Origin of the sequence: Streptomyces sp. NBC_01197 (genome assembly GCF_036010505.1) — a bacterium.
Classification (GTDB): domain Bacteria; phylum Actinomycetota; class Actinomycetes; order Streptomycetales; family Streptomycetaceae; genus Streptomyces.
Map to the genome: position 1 here is coordinate 6,074,625 of NZ_CP108569.1, position 17,940 is coordinate 6,092,564.

At 71.8% G+C, this 17,940-nt stretch carries 19 protein-coding genes; 11 read left to right on the forward strand and 8 right to left on the reverse strand.

Annotated features, from left to right (window positions below; genetic code table 11):
* Positions 1–18 precede the first annotated feature (18 nt).
* Complete coding sequence (locus OG452_RS27900) at positions 19–528, forward strand: GNAT family N-acetyltransferase (protein WP_327298320.1); 510 nt, start codon at positions 19–21, stop codon at positions 526–528.
* A 78-nt stretch (positions 529–606) separates the two neighbouring features.
* On the opposite strand, the gene OG452_RS27905 is transcribed toward OG452_RS27900, so the two are convergent.
* The 3 genes from OG452_RS27905 to OG452_RS27915 form a co-directional block, all read right to left on the reverse strand.
* A complete protein-coding gene (locus OG452_RS27905) occupies positions 607–2,382 on the reverse strand; it encodes an enoyl-CoA hydratase-related protein (protein ID WP_327298321.1) in 1,776 nt (591 codons plus the stop codon).
* A 212-nt stretch (positions 2,383–2,594) separates the two neighbouring features.
* The gene (locus tag OG452_RS27910; protein WP_327298322.1) at positions 2,595–2,786 is read right to left on the reverse strand and encodes a ferredoxin; all 192 of its coding nucleotides are present in this window, start codon (positions 2,784–2,786) and stop codon (positions 2,595–2,597) included.
* 20 nt (positions 2,787–2,806) lie between these two features.
* Positions 2,807–4,024, reverse strand: a complete 1,218-nt coding sequence (locus OG452_RS27915; protein ID WP_327298323.1) for a cytochrome P450 — start codon at positions 4,022–4,024, stop codon at positions 2,807–2,809.
* A 109-nt stretch (positions 4,025–4,133) separates the two neighbouring features.
* On the opposite strand from OG452_RS27915, the gene OG452_RS27920 reads away from it, so the two are divergent.
* Positions 4,134–4,823: a TetR/AcrR family transcriptional regulator gene (locus OG452_RS27920; RefSeq protein ID WP_327298324.1), complete on the forward strand. Its 690-nt coding sequence runs from the start codon at positions 4,134–4,136 to the stop codon at positions 4,821–4,823.
* A gap of 154 nt (positions 4,824–4,977) precedes the next feature.
* Positions 4,978–5,700 (forward strand): DsbA family oxidoreductase, encoded by a 723-nt coding sequence (locus OG452_RS27925; protein ID WP_327299808.1) that lies wholly within the window; start codon positions 4,978–4,980, stop codon positions 5,698–5,700.
* A 24-nt stretch (positions 5,701–5,724) separates the two neighbouring features.
* On the opposite strand, the gene OG452_RS27930 is transcribed toward OG452_RS27925, so the two are convergent.
* Positions 5,725–6,795 carry a serine hydrolase domain-containing protein gene (locus OG452_RS27930; protein ID WP_327298325.1) on the reverse strand — a complete coding sequence of 357 codons (1,071 nt, stop codon included), beginning with the start codon at positions 6,793–6,795 and terminating at the stop codon, positions 5,725–5,727.
* Positions 6,792–7,634, reverse strand: a complete 843-nt coding sequence (locus OG452_RS27935) for an IclR family transcriptional regulator (RefSeq protein ID WP_327298326.1) — start codon at positions 7,632–7,634, stop codon at positions 6,792–6,794. The genes OG452_RS27930 and OG452_RS27935 overlap by 4 nt, the downstream gene beginning before the upstream one ends.
* Before the next feature lie 54 nt (positions 7,635–7,688).
* Here OG452_RS27935 and OG452_RS27940 point away from each other — a divergent pair, with 54 nt between their 5' ends.
* The 5 genes from OG452_RS27940 to OG452_RS27960 all read left to right on the forward strand — a co-directional run bounded on the left by OG452_RS27940 (position 7,689) and on the right by OG452_RS27960 (position 12,946).
* Complete coding sequence (locus OG452_RS27940) at positions 7,689–9,263, forward strand: ABC transporter substrate-binding protein (RefSeq protein WP_327298327.1); 1,575 nt, start codon at positions 7,689–7,691, stop codon at positions 9,261–9,263.
* Positions 9,260–10,258 carry an ABC transporter permease gene (locus OG452_RS27945; RefSeq protein WP_327298328.1) on the forward strand — a complete coding sequence of 333 codons (999 nt, stop codon included), beginning with the start codon at positions 9,260–9,262 and terminating at the stop codon, positions 10,256–10,258. Before OG452_RS27940 ends, OG452_RS27945 begins: the two co-directional genes overlap by 4 nt.
* Positions 10,255–11,208 carry an ABC transporter permease gene (locus OG452_RS27950; RefSeq protein ID WP_327298329.1) on the forward strand — a complete coding sequence of 318 codons (954 nt, stop codon included), beginning with the start codon at positions 10,255–10,257 and terminating at the stop codon, positions 11,206–11,208. Before OG452_RS27945 ends, OG452_RS27950 begins: the two co-directional genes overlap by 4 nt.
* On the forward strand, positions 11,205–12,032 hold the full coding sequence (locus tag OG452_RS27955) for an ABC transporter ATP-binding protein (RefSeq protein ID WP_327298330.1): 828 nt from the start codon (positions 11,205–11,207) through the stop codon (positions 12,030–12,032). The genes OG452_RS27950 and OG452_RS27955 overlap by 4 nt, the downstream gene beginning before the upstream one ends.
* Positions 12,033–12,133: 101 nt before the next feature.
* Positions 12,134–12,946 carry an ATP-binding cassette domain-containing protein gene (locus OG452_RS27960; protein ID WP_327299809.1) on the forward strand — a complete coding sequence of 271 codons (813 nt, stop codon included), beginning with the start codon at positions 12,134–12,136 and terminating at the stop codon, positions 12,944–12,946.
* 26 nt (positions 12,947–12,972) lie between these two features.
* Here OG452_RS27960 and OG452_RS27965 read toward each other — a convergent pair whose 3' ends face one another.
* Complete coding sequence (locus OG452_RS27965) at positions 12,973–13,941, reverse strand: ROK family protein (RefSeq protein WP_327298331.1); 969 nt, start codon at positions 13,939–13,941, stop codon at positions 12,973–12,975.
* A 41-nt stretch (positions 13,942–13,982) separates the two neighbouring features.
* On the opposite strand from OG452_RS27965, the gene OG452_RS27970 reads away from it, so the two are divergent.
* The 3 genes from OG452_RS27970 to OG452_RS27980 all read left to right on the forward strand — a co-directional run bounded on the left by OG452_RS27970 (position 13,983) and on the right by OG452_RS27980 (position 16,467).
* Positions 13,983–14,774 (forward strand): creatininase family protein, encoded by a 792-nt coding sequence (locus OG452_RS27970; RefSeq protein WP_327298332.1) that lies wholly within the window; start codon positions 13,983–13,985, stop codon positions 14,772–14,774.
* A gap of 83 nt (positions 14,775–14,857) precedes the next feature.
* A complete protein-coding gene (locus tag OG452_RS27975; RefSeq protein WP_327298333.1) occupies positions 14,858–15,985 on the forward strand; it encodes a mandelate racemase/muconate lactonizing enzyme family protein in 1,128 nt (375 codons plus the stop codon).
* Positions 15,982–16,467, forward strand: coding sequence for a RidA family protein (locus OG452_RS27980; protein WP_327298334.1), 486 nt, complete (start codon positions 15,982–15,984; stop codon positions 16,465–16,467). The genes OG452_RS27975 and OG452_RS27980 overlap by 4 nt, the downstream gene beginning before the upstream one ends.
* A gap of 127 nt (positions 16,468–16,594) precedes the next feature.
* Here OG452_RS27980 and thpD read toward each other — a convergent pair whose 3' ends face one another.
* A complete protein-coding gene (thpD, locus tag OG452_RS27985; RefSeq protein WP_327298335.1) occupies positions 16,595–17,497 on the reverse strand; it encodes an ectoine hydroxylase in 903 nt (300 codons plus the stop codon).
* 5 nt (positions 17,498–17,502) lie between these two features.
* Entirely contained in the window at positions 17,503–17,901 is a 399-nt protein-coding gene (locus OG452_RS27990; RefSeq protein ID WP_266858261.1) for an ectoine synthase, read from the reverse strand.
* Positions 17,902–17,940: the final 39 nt, after the last annotated feature.

Consider the following 17,940-nt stretch of genomic DNA (forward strand, 5'->3'; position numbering starts at 1 on the left):
GCCGGCGTCCTCCCCGCCATGACGTCCGTTGCTCTGATCCGCCCGGCGCGCCCGGAGGACATCGACACCATCGCGGCGCTCCACGCGGCGGCCCGTGCCACGTACTACGAAGGCCGGATACCGGTCGAGGAGTACGCGAGCGCCGAGGTGCACGCGCAGGTGCGGGAGGGCTGGGTCGGCGCGATCGGCCGGCAGGACGGCGGGGTGCTCTGCGCCGAGGTGGCGGGCATCGTCGCCGGGGTCGCGTCGTTCCGGGTCTTCAACGGGGGCATGACCCTCATGCAGTTCCACGTCGACCCGGCCCGCTGGAGCCGGGGGATCGGTGGCGCCCTGCACGACGCGGTCGTGGCGGCCTGGCAGCGGGACGCGGTGCCCGAGGCCCGGCTCGAAGTGTACGAACACAATCTGCGCGCCCAGCGGTTCTACGCCCGCCACGGATGGCTGCCGTACGAGCCGGCGGTCAGTGACCCTGACAGGGCGCACGTCTCGCTGCGGCTGGCGATCCCGGCCGTGCGGGTCCGGAGCTGAGAGCCGGGCGCCCTTCTGATAGCCCGCAGGGGCTCCTGGTGGCCCCGGGCGGTTCCTGGTGGTGAGGGCGGCGCTATGTCATGCCCCGTCACCCGGCGCCGCCCCCGGCTGTCCCGGCCGGTGGATGTCGAGGTGCTCAGGTGTTCCGGGCAGTGGCAGTTTGTGCACGAACGCACGTCGCAGCGCGTGGTATGGCGCGTCCGGATCGCCGAAGGTGCGGGCCATCCGCGCCAGTTCGTCCTCCCGGTAGGCCGCCAGCGGCCTGACGGCCTCCTCGCGCTCCAGCTCCGCCTTCTTGGCCGCCGCCCGCGACTGCGCGCCGGAGGACGACGCGAGGAACGCCGCGAGCCGGGCGACCGCGGCCGGGAAGTCCTGTGGGGCGCACTCGACGATCCGGTCCACCAGACCGATGCGCTGCCCGGCGGCAGCGCTGACCGGCAGCGCCCGCCGCATCAGCTCCCCGGCGACATCCGCTCCCGCCCGGCGCGGCAGGGTGCGGGTCCAGTACTCGGATCCGTACAGGCCCATCAGCCGGTAGTGCGGGTTCAGCACCGCGCCCGCCCTGCACCAGACCTCGTCCGCCGCCAGGGCCAGCATGGCTCCCCCCGCGGCGGCGTTGCCGCCCACAGCGGAGACCACCAGACGGTCGGTGGTCGTCAGAACGGCCTCCACCAGGTCGTCCATGGCGCTGATGTTGGCCCAGGACTCCGCCGCCGGATCGGTGGCCGCCTCGATCACGTTGAGATGGATGCCGTTGCTGAAGAAGTCCCGGCCGCCGCCCAGCACCAGGACCGAAGTGGGCCGGGCGATGGCGGTCCGGTACGCGGCGAGCAGCCGCTCGCACTGCGCCGTACTCATCGCGCCGCCGGGGAAGGAGAACGTCAGGAACCCGGTCCGACCCTCCTCCCGGTACCGGATGTCGCTCCAGGTGCGGCAGTCCCCGTCCGGCCGCAGGGGCGCGGGGAGTTCGGGCAGTTCCGGGAGCCGGTCGCCGAGCGCGCTGACGGCGGGCAGTTTGTACGTGGGCGGCTGCCCGGGCACGCGCCGGGGCCGCAGTTCCGGGATCCACACCGCTCCGTCGGCCGTCGCCCGGCAGACGGCGCCCGACCGGGTGGCCAGCAGCTCACCCGCCCGGCCGCGCAGCCCGTCCTCGGGGTGGCCGCCGTGCAGGAACCACTCACCGCCGAGCAGTTCGTCCCGTACTCCGGGGTTCGAGTCGGCGGCGCGCAGCTTGCGTACCACCGCCGTGGTGGAATCCGCCCGCCAGTCGATCCGCCGCTGCTCCTGCCGCATATAGGGCCGGGTGCCGATGCTGCCCTGCCGCACCGGCCGCCGGGGCTCGGGCTGCCGCGGTTCTGACTGCTGCGGTTCGGGGGAGTACGTGCCTGACGCGAAGCGCTCCACGGCCAGCAGCACGGCCCGCAGCGCCGCGTCGGAGATCTCGTTGCGGTAGAGATCGCTCTTGCCCACCGGGGGCACCGGGCACTCCGCGGTGGCCCAGACGTCACCGGCGTCCATGACCGCGCCGGCCTGCAGGACCGTGACCCCCCACCGGGTCACGCCCTCCTGGATCGCCCAGTCCAGGGAGGAGGGGCCCCGGTCACCGGCAGGCCCCGGATGCACGATGAGGCAGGTGTGCGCGGTCCAGATGTCCTCCGGGACGGCCGTCTTCAGCAGCGGGGCGACGATCAGCTCGGGCCGGTGGCGGCGGACGGCCTCCCGCAGCGTCGCGTCGTGCCGGGCCGGGTCGGGCAGCGCGATGGCGACGGCCACCGTGTGGCCATGGTCCCGCAGCTCGGCGTGTACGCGCTGGGTCAGGCTGTTGAAGGCACTCGCGACGAGCAGGATGTGCACTGCGGTCTCCCGGTGATCGGACGCTCCACGGCCGGGGCGGGGCCGGCCGCCTGCGATCGTCGGGCACCGGGACGTCGAGGGTCGGGCGCCGGGCTGAGGTGTCGCCCGAAAGCGGAGCACCCTGGGCCATCTGCGGCGGCCGGCGGGCCGAGGCGGCCGGCGGGGCCGGCCCCGGTTACGACCGGACCGGCCACCGCCGTCCCACGCGGGTCCTACTCGTCGACGCGCACCGCGCCCGACGGGCAGAGCATCCCGGCCTCACGCGCCGCGGCGCGGTCCTTGTCGCCGGGCTCGCCGGCCAGCACCGTCACGACACCGTCGTCGTCCTGGTCGAAGACCTCGGGCGCCGTCAGCGCGCACAGGCCCGCTCCCACACAGACCTCCCGGTCGGCCGTCACACGCATGGCTGCTCCTTTCGCCGCGGTCACCAGGTGACCGGGAGTTGGTTGACGCCCTGGATCGTCGTACCAGGACGCAGTGTCAACCGGTCCACCGGCACCGCGAGCCGCAGGTTCGGCAGCCGGTCGAACAGCGCCGTGAGGATGACCTCCAGTTCGAGGCGGGCCAGGTTCTGGCCGAGGCACTGGTGCACCCCGTAGCCGAACGCCAGATGGTGGCGGGCTTCGCGCCGCACGTCGAAGGTGTCCGGGTCGGCGAAGACCGAACTGTCGCGGTTGGCGATGGAGTTGGTGACGATGACGCCCTCGCCCGCCCTGATGCACTGCCCCTCGACATCGATGTCAGCTGTCGCGATACGCGCTCCGCCGATGTCCGCGATCGCCAGATAGCGCAGCAGTTCCTCCACCGCACCCGGCACCAGCGACGGGTCGGAGCGCAACGCGGCGTACTGGTCGGGGTGTTCGAGCAGGGTGATGACGCTGAGTGAGGTCATCGACGCCGTGGTCTCGTGGCCGGCCACGAGCAGCAGGATGGCGGTCGACACCAGCTCCTCGCGGTCGATCGTGCCCTTCTCCAGCTGCTCCGTGACCAGGGTGCTGAGCAGGCCCGGCCGGGACTCGCCGCGCAAGGAGTCCACCAGGCCGCCCAGATAGCTCTCCAGCTCGTCCCGGGCAGCACGTGTCCCGGCCGCGTCAGGGGACTGGATCAGCCGCCTGCTGGCGTCCTGGAAGAAGTCATGTTCCGCGTAGGGCACGCCGAGCAGCCGGCAGATCACCATGGACGGTACGGGCAGCGCGAACTGGCTGACGAGGTCGGCGGGCGGCCCGGAGGCGATCATCTCGTCCAGGAAGCCGTGCACGATCTCCTCGACCTCGGCCCGCATGCCCTTGATGCGCCGGACGGTGAACTCGCTGATGGTCATGCGCCGCTTCGGCCCGTGCTCGGGCGGGTCCAGGCCGATGAAGGCCGGCCGGCGGTCCCGGAAGCTGGTCACCCGCTCGGAGGTGGCAGGGAAGGCGACGTGCGTCCGGTCGGACGACAGCCGGGGGTCGGCCAGCAGCTTCCGCGCCGTCTCGTACCTGGTCACCAGCCAGGCCTGCCGGCCGTCGTAGAGGGTGACCCGCTGCAGTGCCCCCTCCCGTCCTCGGAGGTCGTTGTACTGGTCGGGCAGTTGGTAGGGACAGGTGCGGTCGCTGGGAAAGGCGGGGGCGCCTGATGAGGGCGTGGTAACGGTCTCGGTCATCGTTCCCCTCGATGTGCTTCGACGCTTAAAGAACGGTCAGTTCTCTAATCGGAGGCTAGGCTGACGCACTCGGGGTTCACAACGGGTGTTTGATAAATGGCTGGGAGTCATGCCTCCAACCAACGGGGAAGCGCCGGACCGGTCGACCGGTGACCATCGCAGAAACCCTCGCCGCCGGGGCGAGGAGCTGGAAAAAGCCATCCTGACGGCGGTCCTCGACGAACTCGCCGAGGTCGGTTACGCCGGACTGACGATGGAGCGCGTGGCCGTAAGGGCCCGCACCGGCAAGGCCGCCCTCTACCGCCGGTGGCCCGGCCGCGCCGAACTCGTCATCGACGCCTGCGCGGCCCGCCGCCTGACCGATGCCGATCTGCCCGACACCGGCGCCCTGCGCACCGACGTGGTCGCCGTACTGCGGCAACTTTCCGCCAAGTTCGCCACCTCGCACGGCGACATCCTCCGCGGCCTGCTCACGGAGGCCATGCACGATCCCGAGTTCGCCCGGCTGGTCCGCGAACGGGTCGGGCCCGCAGGCCCGGGGCCGATCCAGAGTGTCCTGTTACGGGCTGCCGCACGTGGCGAGATCGAGCCGTGGGTGCCCGGGTCACGGCGGGCCACGGTGGCGGTCGACCTGCTCCGCAACCACTATCTGCTCTACGGGGCCCCGGTCCCGGAGGAGGTCATCACGGAGATCGTCGACGATGTCTACCTCCCCCTCCTGCTGGCTCCGCCGGGCACCCCGCCGGCCGACCCCCCGGCCCCGACGCCGGACGGCATGACGGAAGCACCCGGAGAGTGACCGCGACGCCCGGCCGCTGTGGTGAGGCGCAGCGGTCTCGCCTGCCGGGCCGTGCCGGACCGCGGCCGGGCGCCGGGAATGGGCTGGTCCGTCTGCATGTTCCCGCGGGGGCGTGGGGTTTCCTGCGCCGTACGACCCTGGAGAGATGAAGAACATGCGCGTCGAGATCTGGAGCGACATCGCCTGCCCCTGGTGCTACGTGGGCAAGGCCCGGTTCGAGAAGGCCCTCGCCGGTTTCCCGCACCGTGACCAGGTCGAGGTGGTGCACCGTTCCTTCGAGCTCGACCCGGGGCGGGCCAAGGGCGATGCGGCGCCCGTCCTCGAGATGCTCAGCAAGAAGTACGGGCTGAGCATGGAGCAGGCGCAGGAGGCCGAGAACAACATCGCCGCCAATGCCGGTGCCGAGGGGCTCGGCTACCGCACGGAGGGCCGTGACCACGGGAACACCTTCGACATGCACCGGCTGCTGCACCTCGCCAAGGAGCAGGGCCGCCAGGACGAGCTGATCGGGCTGCTCTACCGGGCGAACTTCGCGGACGAGCGGTCCGTCTTCAACGGGGACGCGTATCTGGTGGAGCTGGCGGTGGAGGCCGGGCTCGACGCCGACGCGGTCCGCGCGGTGCTCGCCGATCCCGCCGCCTACGCCGACGACGTACGGGCGGATGAGCGCGAGGCGGCTGAACTCGGTGCGAACGGCGTGCCCTTCTTCGTCCTCGACCGGGCCTTCGGCGTGTCCGGTGCCCAGCCCGCCGAGGTCTTCACCGAGGCGCTCGGCCAGGCCTGGGGCGCCAAGCCCCGGTTGGCGGGGTTCGGCGGGGACGGCGAGGTCTGCGGCCCGGACGGCTGCGACGTCCCGGCGACGGGCGACCGGGCCTGACAGCCAGGCCGAGCCGCGCCCCGGTCACCTCCCGTCGAGTCTGTGCGCCGCGTCGTGGAAGGCGCGGCGCACCGCTGTGATGCCGTCCCCGTCCCGGCTGGGATGCACCCGGTTGGTGAGCAGTACCGCGTACCGTCCGGTCGCCGGGTCGACCCACAGGCTCGTGCCCGTGAAACCCGTGTGCCCGTACGAGGCGGGCCCGAAGGAGTCGCCGACGGGGGAGCCGACCGGGTCCTGGCCCTGCCAGGCGAGCCCTCTGCGCTGGGCGAGGCCGTCCGTGTGGCCCGCTGTCATCAGGGCGAACGTCGCGGGGCGCAGCAGTTCCCGGCCGCCGCCCGCCAGTGATCTGCCCAGCCGTTCCATGTCGCCCAGGGTGGCGAACAGGCCGGCGTGGGCGGCCACCCCGCCGAGCACCGCGGCGTTCTCGTCGTGCACCTCGCCGGTCACCACCCGGCCGCGCCACGGGCAGTCCTCGGTGGCCACCGCGCGCGCCCGGCCCGCCGCGTCCGGGGTGAAACCGGTGTCCGTCATCCCCAGGGGTGCGCAGACCAGTTCCGCCACCAGTTGGTCCAGCGGGCGCCCGGCAGCGGCCTCCGCGATCAGCCCGAGCAGGATGAACCCCTGCGAGGAGTACTGGACACGGGCGCCCGGTGGAGCGGCCGGCGGCAGCCCCCGTACCGCGTCCAGCAGTGCCCTACGCGTCGGGCTCTCCCGGTAGAGCGGTACCCGGCCGGGCAGTCCCGAGGTGTGCGTGAGCAGTTGATGGAGGGTCAGGTGGGCCTTGTCGCCGCCCCGGTACTCCGGCAGATGCGCGCCGACGGTGTCGGTGAGCGCGAGGGCGCCCGCATCGGCCAGGGCCATCACCGCGAGGCCCGCGACCGGCTTCGTCACGGATGCGAGATCCCACAGTTCGCCGCCGTCGAGCCCGGGACCCGTCCAGCTCCTGGTGCCGGTCCAGCCCCGGTCCAGCGGACCGTCGGCCGTGCCGACCGACCAGGCGGCCGCCGAGTACACCCGGCGCTCCCGCCCGGCGGCAAGCAGCCCGGCCGGCCGGGCGGTGTCCGCCGCGCCCCCTGCCGGATTCACGCTGCTCATGTCCGGTCACCGTCGCGCGCCGTCCTGCGGCCGACGACGCCCAGCGCGGGGCCGCTGCTGCCGAGGCCGGCCGAGACCGTGCGGGCCGCAGCGCGCACCATCGGCCCGAACAGCCCGGCGCTCTCCGGATCAAGGGTGAACGTCAGCCCGGAGATGCCGATCGCGCCCACGACTCGTCCGTCCCCGTCCGTCACCGGCGCGGCCACCGCGCGGACGTCCTGCTCGTGGTACTCGTCGTCGACCGCGTAACCACGCTCAGCCGTACGCCGCAACTCGGCCCGGATCGCGTCCGGTCCGGTGAGCGTACGGGAGGTGTGCGCGGTGAGCGCGGTCTCTTCGAGTACCTCCGTCACCTCCGGCTCCGGCAGCGCGGAGAGCATCGCCAGACCCGCCGCGGTGCAGTACAGCGGGGTCTCGCCGCCCGGGCGGGTGCCCATCCGGTAGCCGCGCACCGGTTCCGACTGCTCCAGGTGCACGGCGGTGGCCCGGTGCCGTACCGCGTAGTACGCGAGCTGTCCGGTGCGGGTGCGCAGATCGGCCAGCGCCGGGCGGACCAGCCGGAGATCGTCCCCGGTGTCCAGCGCGGCCGCGGCCAGGCCGAGCAGCCGGGGTCCCGCGCGGTAACTGCCGCCCTCCGCCGGCTCTGCGAAGCCGTACTCGGCCATCGTCCGCAGATGGCGGTGGACCGTCGGTTTGGTGAGACCGGTGCGCCGCGCGAGCTCGCCCAGCCGGTGCGGGCCGCCCGCCTGTACCAGTGCCTCCAGTACCTCCATCGCTTTGTCGACGGGGCCCTTCCCGGGCTCCTGCTCGCTCGATCGGGTGTTGACGGTGTTCGGCATGACGCCTAGCTTAACCGCATCGCATTCCATCTTCCGGAACGGAAGTGTTGTTCAATGGAACGAATACGTCAGGGGTGGGCCGTGGACCGCAACCACCCGTCCCGCCGCGACGTGGTGCGGCTCGGCGGTCTGCTCATTCCGGCCGTCGCCGCCCCGGCTCTTCTGACGGGGTGTGGTGCCAACCCCGCGAGCAGCGCCGGCAATGTCCTGCGGGTCTCGCAGCCCGGCGACGCCACGACCATGGACCCGCAGAAGCAGGGCGACATGGTGTCGATGAACGCCCTGATCAACATGTTCGACACGCTCACCACCCGGGGCGGCGACAACAAGCTGCACCCGCGCCTGGCACTCTCCTGGACGGCCCGCTCCGCGCGGACCTGGCGGTTCCGGCTGCGCCCCGGTGTGGCCTTCCACAACGGTGAGCCCTGCGACGCCGCCGCCGTGAAGTTCAGCATCGAGCGGCTGCTCGACCCGGCGACCAAGTCGCCCATCGTCGAGCTGCGTTATGTGAAGAGCGTGAGCGTCGTCGACCGGCTCACCGTGGACGTGCACACCACGCTGCACGACCCGATCCTGCCCGACAAGCTCTCCCTGTTCGGCGGTGTGGTCGTCCCGCCGCGTTACATCGCGCGGGTCGGGGACGAGGGATTCGCCGGCCACCCCGTCGGCACCGGCCCGTTCACCTTCGTCAGCTGGCAGCGCGACCACCAGCTGCGGATGCGGGCCAACCCCCGGCACTGGCAGGGCAGGCCGAGCGTGGACGGGCTGGTCTTCAGCCCGGCGCCCAACCCCTCCTCCTCGCTCGCGGCCCTGCAGAGCGGCGGCGTCGACCTCGTCGCCGGGCTGACCCCCGACGCCGCCCAGCAGCTGGACGGATACACCGGGGTCACGCTGGACAGCTACCCCGGCATCCGCACCTCGTACCTCTCGCTGAACACCCTGGACGGCGGCCCGCTGGGCGACCACCGGGTGCGGCAGGCGCTCAACCACGCGATCGACGTCCCGCTGCTGATCAAGGCGGTGCTGGGCGGCAAGGCCCGGGAGGTCCCCGCGATGATCCCGCGCGGCGCCTTCGGCTTCGACCCGTCGGTCAAGCCCTTCGCCCGCTCGGCGGCGAAGGCCCGCGCGCTGCTCGCCGAAGCGGGATACCCGCACGGCTTCTCCACCACACTCACCGCGTCCAACGTCGACTCCAACGTCGCCGAAGCGCTGTCCGGACTCCTCGCCCGGGCCGGGGTGCACGCCCGAGTCGCCCTCCTCGACCCCGGTACGTACGCGGCCCGGCTCACCTCCGACGACCACAGCGCGCTCGGCCCGATGTATCTGGCGGCGAGCACCGTCTGGACCCTCGACGGCGAGAGCATGCTCCAGTCCGTCGTGCGCAGCGACCGCAGGCAGAGCAGGTGGCACTCCAAGGAGGCCGACCGGCTCATCGACGCCGAGGAGCTCTCGGTCGACCCCGCCGAACGCGCCCGCGCCTTCTCCGACCTCCAGCGGCTGATGCGCGAGGAGGCGCCCTTCGTCTTCCTCTACCAGCTCGACAACATCCTCGCCCGCAACGCGCGGCCCCGGTGGAAACCGGGCGTCGTGGGCTCGCTGGCCATGCAGAACGCGGAGGTCACGGTATGAGCGACCTGTCCCTCCGGGAACCGGACGTGCGAACGCCCGGCCCGGCCCGCCGCACCGTCCGCGACCGGACCGGGCTGCTGCGCGGCGTCCTGGTGCGGCTCGGCACCGCGCTGCTCGTCCTGCTGTGCACGGCGACCGTCTCGTTCTTCCTGGTCCGGCTCTCCGGCGACCCCGTCAAACAGCTGCTCCCGCCGGACGCCACCGCACACCAGGATGCCGTGCTGCGGGCGAGCCTCGGACTGAACAGGCCGCTGCTCACCCAGTACCTGGACTTCCTCCAGGGGCTGCCCCGCCTCGACTTCGGGAACTCCCTCTTCTACAACGAACCGGTCAGGACCGTCCTGGCCGACCGGCTGCCCGCGACCCTCCAACTCGCGGGCGCCGCACTGGTGGTGACCCTGGTCATCGCGGTGCCGGCCGGGATCTTCGCCGCCATGCGGCGCGGCCGGGCCTCCGACCGCGGCGTGATGACCGGAGTGCTGCTCGGGCAGTCCACACCGCCCTTCTGGGTCGGCATCCTGCTCATCCTCGTCTTCGCGGTGGGACTGCACGCCCTTCCGGCGTCCGGATACGGCACCTTCGCCAACCTCGTACTCCCGGCGGTCACGCTCGCCGTCTACTCCGTCGCGGTGGTCGCCCGGCTGCTGCGGTCCTCGCTGATCGATGTGCTCTCCTCCGACCACATCCGTACCGCGAGGGCCAAGGGGTTCGGCCCGCTCAAGGTGGTGCTCAGGCACGGGCTGCGCAACGCGTCGCTGCCCGTGATCACGGTGGTCGGCCTCGAAGTGGGCAGTCTGCTCGGCGGCGCGATCCTCACCGAACAGGTCTTCTCCTGGCCCGGCGTCGGACAACTGACGATCGAGGCCATCTCCAAACGCGACTTCCCGCTGGTCCAGGCAACGGTGCTCTTCTTCGCCGCCACCTTCGTCGTGGTGAACCTGCTGGTGGACCTCTCGTACAGCTTCCTCGACCCGAGGGTGAGGTCAACCAAGTGAGCACGCAGCCCCCGGCACGCCCCACGGCCACGACGGCCGCGACGCCCGTCACACCACCGGCCCCTCCCGCCCCGGCTCCGGCGCCGGCCCGCGGCCCCGGATCCGCCGCACTGCGGGCCCTGCTGCGCAACCGGCTCGCGGTCATCGCCCTGGCCGTACTCGCGGTCATGCTGATCGCCGCCGTGTTCGCCCCGCTCATCGCCCCATCCGACCCGAACGCCCAGAACCTGCTGCTGAGACTCCGGCCGCCCGGCTGGCAGCACGGCGGCAGCAGCGCCCACCTCCTCGGCACCGACCAGCTCGGCCGGGACATGCTGTCCCGCGTCATCTACGGCACCCGGGTCTCACTGCTGGTGGGCGCGGGCGCCGCACTGCTCGCCGGAGTCATCGGCACCGCCGTCGGGCTGGCCTCCGGGTACTTCGGCGGCTGGACCGACCGGGTGCTGATGCGGCTGGCCGACGTACAACTGGCGTTCCCCGCGATCCTGCTGGCGCTGGCCATCGTCGGATTCCTCGGCTCCGGCCTCTGGTACGTGATCCTCGTACTCGGCTTCACCGGCTGGGTCTCGTACGCCCGTGTCGTCCGCTCCGAGGTCATGTCGCTGCGCTCCCGCGACTTCATCACCGAGGCACGGGCCATCGGCGTCACGGACGCCACCATCATGCGGCGTCATCTGCTGCCCAACGTGATGGCGCCCCTCGCCACCATCGGCACCCTGCACATCGCCGCCGCCATCGTCGCCGAGGCGTCGCTGAGCTACCTCGGGCTCGGTGTGCCCAAGGAGACCGTCACCTGGGGCTCGATGCTCTCCGACGGACAGCTCTACCTGGGCACCTCCTGGTGGCTCGCCGTCTTCCCCGGAGCCGCCCTGATGATCACCTCGCTCGCTGTCAACATCACCGGCGACGCCCTGCGCGACGTCGCGGACCCGAAGGCGTACCGCCGATGAAGCCCACACCGCCCACCCCGGCCCCCGCAGCGCCGCTGCTGCGCATCAGCGACCTCAGCGTCGACTTCCGGCTCGAAAGCTCCACCGTGCACGCCGTCCGGGGTGTCTCCCTGGAGGTCCGCGCCGGAGAGACGCTCGCCGTCGTCGGCGAGTCCGGCAGCGGGAAGACGGCCACTGCCCTCTCGGTGCTGCGCCTCAACCCGGCGCCGCCCTGCGTCTACAGCGGCGGCCGGATCCTCTTCGACGGGCATGACCTGCTCGCGCTCTCCGAGAAGGAGCTCGGCCGGATCAGGGGCCATGACATCGCCATGGTCTTCCAGGACCCGATGACCAGCCTCGACCCGCTCCAGCGGGTCGGCAGCCAGGTCGCCGAAGTGCTCAGGCACCATCAGGGACTGTCCCGGTCCGAGGCCCGGGAGGCCGCCGTCGCGGCGCTGGACGAGGTCGGCATCCCCGACCCGGAACGCCGCTACCGGCAGTACCCGCACGAGCTCTCCGGAGGGCTGCGCCAGCGTGTGATGATCGCGACCGCACTGGTCGCCAGGCCGCGGGTGCTCATCGCCGATGAACCGACCACCGCCCTCGACGTCACCGTGCAGCGGCAGATCCTCGATCTCCTGGTCGAGCTGCGGCAGCGGCACGGTATGGCCGTCGTCCTCATCACCCATGACCTGGGCGTGGTGGCCGAGACCGCCGACCGGGTCGCCGTCATGAACCGCGGCAGGGTCGTGGAGACCGGCGACGTCCTGGACGTCTTCGCCCACCCGGCGGACGACTACACCCGCCGACTCCTGGACGCCACCCCCCGATTGGAGCCGGCATGACATCCGGAACCGGCCCGGCGCAGCCCGGCACAGAGCCCGGCCAGGACGCCGGTGCGCGCCCTGGAGCAGGGCGCCCGCTGCTCGAACTGGACCGTCTGCGCATGGAGTTCGGCAGTCGGCCGGTGAGCGTCGCGGTGGATGACGTGTCGCTGACGGTGTACGAGGGCGAGACCCTGGCCCTGGTCGGCGAATCGGGGTGCGGCAAGACCACGCTGACCAGGCTGCTGCTGCGGCTCATCGAACCCACCGCGGGCCGGGTGCGGTTCGGCGGGCAGGACCTCGGGGCTCTCAACGCCGCCCAACTGCGTTCCGTACGGCGGGAGATGCAGGTCGTCCTGCAGGACCCGTACTCCAGCATGAACCCGCGGATGCGGATCGCCGACATCGTGGCGGAACCCCTGGTCACCCACGATCCGGCGGCCCGGGGCCGACGCGGCAGGGCCCGCACCAGGGAGCGCGTCGGGGAACTCCTGGAGGCGGTCGGTCTGGACGCGGGCATCCAGGACCGCTATCCGCACGAGTTCTCCGGCGGCCAGCGCCAGCGGGTCTCGATCGCCCGCGCGCTCGCCATCGAACCCCGGCTCGTGGTGCTCGACGAACCCACCAGCGCCCTCGACGTCTCCGTACAGGCCCGGATCCTCGATCTGCTCGCAGAGCTCCAGCAGCGCCTCGGTCTGACCTATGTCTTCGTCTCGCACAACCTGGCCGTGGTGCGCCAGGTCGCGGACCGGGTCGCCGTGATGCGCCGGGGCGCCCTGGTGGAGGTCGGCGACGCGGCCGACGTCTTCCGGCGCCCCCGGCACGAGTACACCCGCCGGCTCCTCGACGCGGTCCCCGACCCGGACCCGCGCACCGCACGCCGCACGGCCGGCCGTCCGACCGGCCCGGAGAGCGACGGGGCGGGGCCGCGATGACCGGACTCGCCCCGGCGCCCGCCGCCCTACAGCTGCGACAGGACGAGACCGGCCCCGCCGAGCAGCGCCACATCGTCCACGGCCGCCGCGCTGACCTGCACCCTCGGGAGTTCGGCGGCGCCCGACGCCCCGTCGGCGCTGTCGGCGCGCAGCCGCTCCTCGATCAGCGTACGGAACCGCTCGCCGCCCTCCCGGGCCTCGCCGTGCAGCACGAAGAGCCCGGGGGCGAAGAGCTGCTGCACGTTGACCAGGCCCAGGGCCACGTTGCGCGCGTACTCCTCCACCACCCGGCGGGCCGGCTCGTCCGTCCGCTCCACCAGCGCGGCCAGCGAGACGCCGTCGCCGAGCCCGGCCTCACGCGAGCGCTCCCGCAGCCAGCGGGTGGTGGCCACGGTCTTCCAGCAGCCGCGGCGGCCGCAGGTGCATGGGTCGCCACTGGCCGACACCGTCATATGCGCGCCGCTGCGGCCCCCGGGCGGGGCCAGCACCTCACCGCCGTACAGGATGCCCACGCCCAGCACCTCGCCGGTCGAGACCGAGGCGAAGGTACGCCGTCCGCGCCCCGCACCGAACCAGCGGTCGCCGAGCACCTGGAGCCTGGCCCGGTGCTCGACCCGCACCCGCAGCCCGGTCAGCGCGCCCAGCCGTGCGGCCACCGGGTAGCCGTGCAGCGCGGGGACGTCGTGGACCTCGGTGATCAGGCCCGCTTCCGGGTCGACAAGACCGGCGGCGGCCACCCCGACCCCGTCCGGATCATGACCGGCGAAGACCCGGGCCGCCCCGGAGAGCGCGGCATCGATGTCGCGCGGCGTGGCCGCGCGCGCGTCGTAGGTGGTCTCCGCCCGCTCCAGCACGGCGCCCGACATCGTCAGGACGGCCGCCGTGATCCGGCCGGGCACCAGCTCGACCGCGCCGAGCGTCCGGCGGGCGCCGGGCGCCAGGGGGGCCGGGGCGGGCTCGGGCACCAGCCGCAACGGAGAACGTCTCTGAACCATGCGCCGACTCTGCCACGGCGGAGTTTCGAGGAGGTAGCGCTGTGAGCCAACTGCAACCGACCGGGCCTTCCCGGCTGACCGAACTGACCTGGGGCGAGGTGCGCGCTGCCGGTGAGCACGGCATCGCCCTGCTGCCCATCGGATCCCAGGAGCAGCACGCCGGACATCTGCCGATGGGCACCGACACCCTGCTCGCCGAGGCGGTGATCGACCGGGCGGGCGCCCTGCTCGCCCGGGAGCCGGACACACCGGAACTCGTACGGCTGCCCGCCCTGCCGTTCGGGCACAGCCCGCACCATCTGTTCGCCGCCGCCGTCTCGCTCTCCGCCGCCACCCTCGGCGCGGTGCTCGACGACATCCTGGACTCGCTCGTGACCAGCGGATACCGCCGGATCATGGTGGTGAACGGACACGGCGGCAACGACGAGATCATGCGCCTCGCGGTGAAGCGGTTCGCGCTGCGCGCCGATGTGACGGTCGCCGCCTGCTCGTACTGGACCGTCACATCGGGCGCGGACGACGGGGGGAGGCCCGATGTCACCCCCGGGCACGCCGGGTGGTTCGAGACCTCGCTGATGCTGGCGGCGCATCCGGACCTGGTCCGTACACCGGTACCGGCCCGCGCGCCCGTCGAGCCCCCACCGCTCTTCGACCACCCGCCTTACCCGGGGCTGACCGTGGAGCGCCACGGCGAGTGGGAGCGGGTGGGCGGTGCGACCGACGACGCGTCCGGCGCCGACGCGGAGCGGGGCACCCGGCTGCTCGACGACCGGGCCACCGGGCTGGCCCGCGCGATCCGCGCGTTCGACGCGGCGTCCCGCGGAACCGTTTGAAGCCCTGAAGCCCTGAAGCCCTGAACCGCCGAACCGCTGAACCCCCGAACCAGGACAGACCCGATGAGAGAAAAGAAAGAGCTATGAAGATCACTGATGTCGACGTGTGGGTTGTGAACCTTCCGCTGGTCAACCCGTTCACCAGCTCGTTCGAGACCAAGACGGGGGAGACCCGTACGGTGGTGCGGATCCGTACCGACGCGGGTGTCGACGGCTGGGGCGAGACGATGTGGGGCCGACCGGTGGCGGCGATCGTCAAGGCGCTCGCAGCGGACCTGATCGGCACCAGTCCGTTCGCCCTGGAGAGCTTCCACCGCAAACAGCACATGGTGCCGTTCTTCCACGGCTACCTGGGCTACGCGGCCATCGCCGCCCTGGACGTGGCCTGCTGGGACGCGATGGGCAAGGCATCGGGGCAGTCCGTCACGGACCTGCTGGGCGGTGCGGTACGCGACGAGGTCCCCATCACCGCACTGGTCACCCGTGCCGACGCACCCGGAGTGGCCGCGGACGGGCTGCCGCAAGCGCTGGCCGAGCACACCGCACGGGTGGTGGCCGAAGGCGGCTTCGACGCGGTCAAGCTCAAGGGCACCAGGGACGTCGCCGGTGACGTCGCCATCCTGCGGGCCGTCCGCGAGGCCCTGCCCCGGGTGAACCTGCGGGTCGACCCGAACGCGGCCTGGTCGGTCCCCGACTCGGTGCGGGCCGGGATCGCCCTGGAGGAACTGGACCTGGAGTACCTGGAGGACCCCTGCGTCGGCATCGAGGGCATGAGCCAGGTGCACGCCAAGGTCCGGATCCCGCTCTGCACCAACATGTGCGTCGTCCGCTTCGAAGAGTTCGCCCCGGCGATACGGCTGAACGCCGTCGACGTGATCCACGGCGACGTCTACAAGTGGGGCGGCATCGCCGCGACCAAGGCGCTCGCCGCCCACTGCGAGACGTTCGGGCTCGGGATGAACCTGCACAGCGGCGGCGAACTGGGCATCGCGACCGCGGCGCATCTGGCCGTCGTCTCCAGCACACCGGTCCTCTCGCGGGCGATCGACAGCATGTACTACCTGCACGCCGACGACATCATCGAACCGCTGCACCTCGAAGCCGGCCGGCTGCGGGTGCCCACCGGGCCCGGCCTGGGTGTGAGTGTGGACGAGGAGAAGCTGCGCCACTTCGCCGGGGTCAACGAGCGCGAAGGAGACCTGACCGGATGAGCCAGGCACCGGGACAGCACACGGAACAGCAGCGGGGCCAGCACCCGGAACAGCAGCCCGCCCAGCGGTACCCGGAACAGCAGCCCGCACAGCGGCGGAGCGGCGCCAAGCAGGCGGTGCACAGCGCGCACGCGCCACGCCCCGCCGGGGCCTATGGCCAGGGCGTGCTGGCCGGAGGATTCCTGTACACGGCGGGCTTCGGCCCGCAGGACCCGGCGACCGGGGAAGTGCCCGGCACGGTCGGGCCGCAGACCGCCCAGGTGCTGCGCAATGTCCGCTCGGTGCTCGCCGAGCGCGGGCTGTCTCTGGACGACGTCGTCAAGGTGACCGTGCATCTGGCAGACCTCCACCGGGACTTCGCCGCGTTCGACGCGGCGTACGGGGAGTTCTTCACGGCGCCGTACCCGGTGCGCACCACGGTGGGCTCCGAGCTGATGGACATCCTGGTCGAAATCGATGTGGTGGCCTACGCCGGTGAGTGAACGCGCCCCGCGCCGGGGGAAGGACATGCGGGGCTCCTCGACGTGCTCTCCGGCTGAATCGCCGAGGCGGGAGCATACGCGGGAGGGGGACGGCACACTGTGCCGTCCCCCTCCCGCGTACCTCAGATCACTTGACCGGAGTGAAGTCCCGGGCCCCGATGAACTCGGGCCGCCGGATCGGAGCCGAGAAGGGCTCCACCGCCGCGTTGTCCACACTGTTGAACACGATGAAGACATTGCTGCGGGCGTACGGGGTGATGTTGTCACCCGAACCGTGCATGCAGTTGCAGTCGAACCAGGTGGCCGAACCGGCCCGGCCGGTGAAGAGCCTGATGCCGTGGGCGTCCGCCATCCGCGTCAGCGCCTTGTCCGACGGGATGCCCGCGTCCTGCATCTGGAGCGACCGCTTGTAGTTGTCCTTCGGCGTCTCACCCGCGCACCCCAGGAATTGCTGGTGCGAACCCGGCATGATCATCAAGCCGCCGTTGGTGTCGTAGTTCTCGGTCAGCGCGACCGAGACGGACACCGTCCGCATGTTCGCCAGACCGTCCTCGGCGTGCCACGTCTCGAAGTCCGAGTGCCAGTAGAAGCCGCTGGCGCCGAACCCCGGCTTGACGTTGATCCGGGACTGGTGGACATAGACGTCCGATCCCAGGATCTGCCGGGCCCGGCCCAACAGCCGCTCATCCCGCACCAGTTGTGCGAAGACCTCGCTGAGCCTGTGCACCTCGAAGACCGACCGTACGTCCTGAGACTTCGGCTCGATGATGGAGCGCTCGTCGGCGCGGATGGCCGGGTCGGCGATGAGCCGGTCCAGTTCCGCACGGTAGAGGGCCACTTCGTCGTCCGTGAGCAGCTCGCCGACGGTGAGGAAGCCGTCCCGCTCGTAGCCCTGGAGCTCCGGCTGCGAGATCGGGCCCGCCGTGCCGGGCTGCGACCAGACCACCGGGTCCTGGCGGGGGGTGGTCACTTCACTCGCTCCGCGGGTGGGATAGAGATCCGCCCGGATGTTGGACAGTACTTCGGTCATGGCTGTCAGGCCTCCTCGGTCAGCAGCGGGTAAACGCCGTTCTCATCGTGGTCCTCCCGTCCGGTGACCGGAGGGTTGAAGACACAGACGCAGTGGAAATCGGTCTTCGGACGCAGAGTGTGCTTCTCGTGCCCGTTGAGCAGGTACATGGTGCCGGGCTCGATCCAGTGGACCTCGCCGGTGTCGTCGTTGGTGAGCTCGGCCTCGCCCTTGGTGCAGAGCACGGCCTCGATGTGGTTGGCGTACCACATCGACGTCTCGGTTCCCGCGTACAGGATGGTCTCGTGCAGGGAGAAGCCGACCTTCTCCTTGGCGAGCACGATGCGCTTGCTCTCCCAGGTCCCCGACTTGGACTTGATGTGGCGGTCGGTTCCCTCGACGTCCTTGAACGATCGGACAATCACTGTGACGTGAGCCTTTCTGTGTAGCCGGTGCGATGGTGC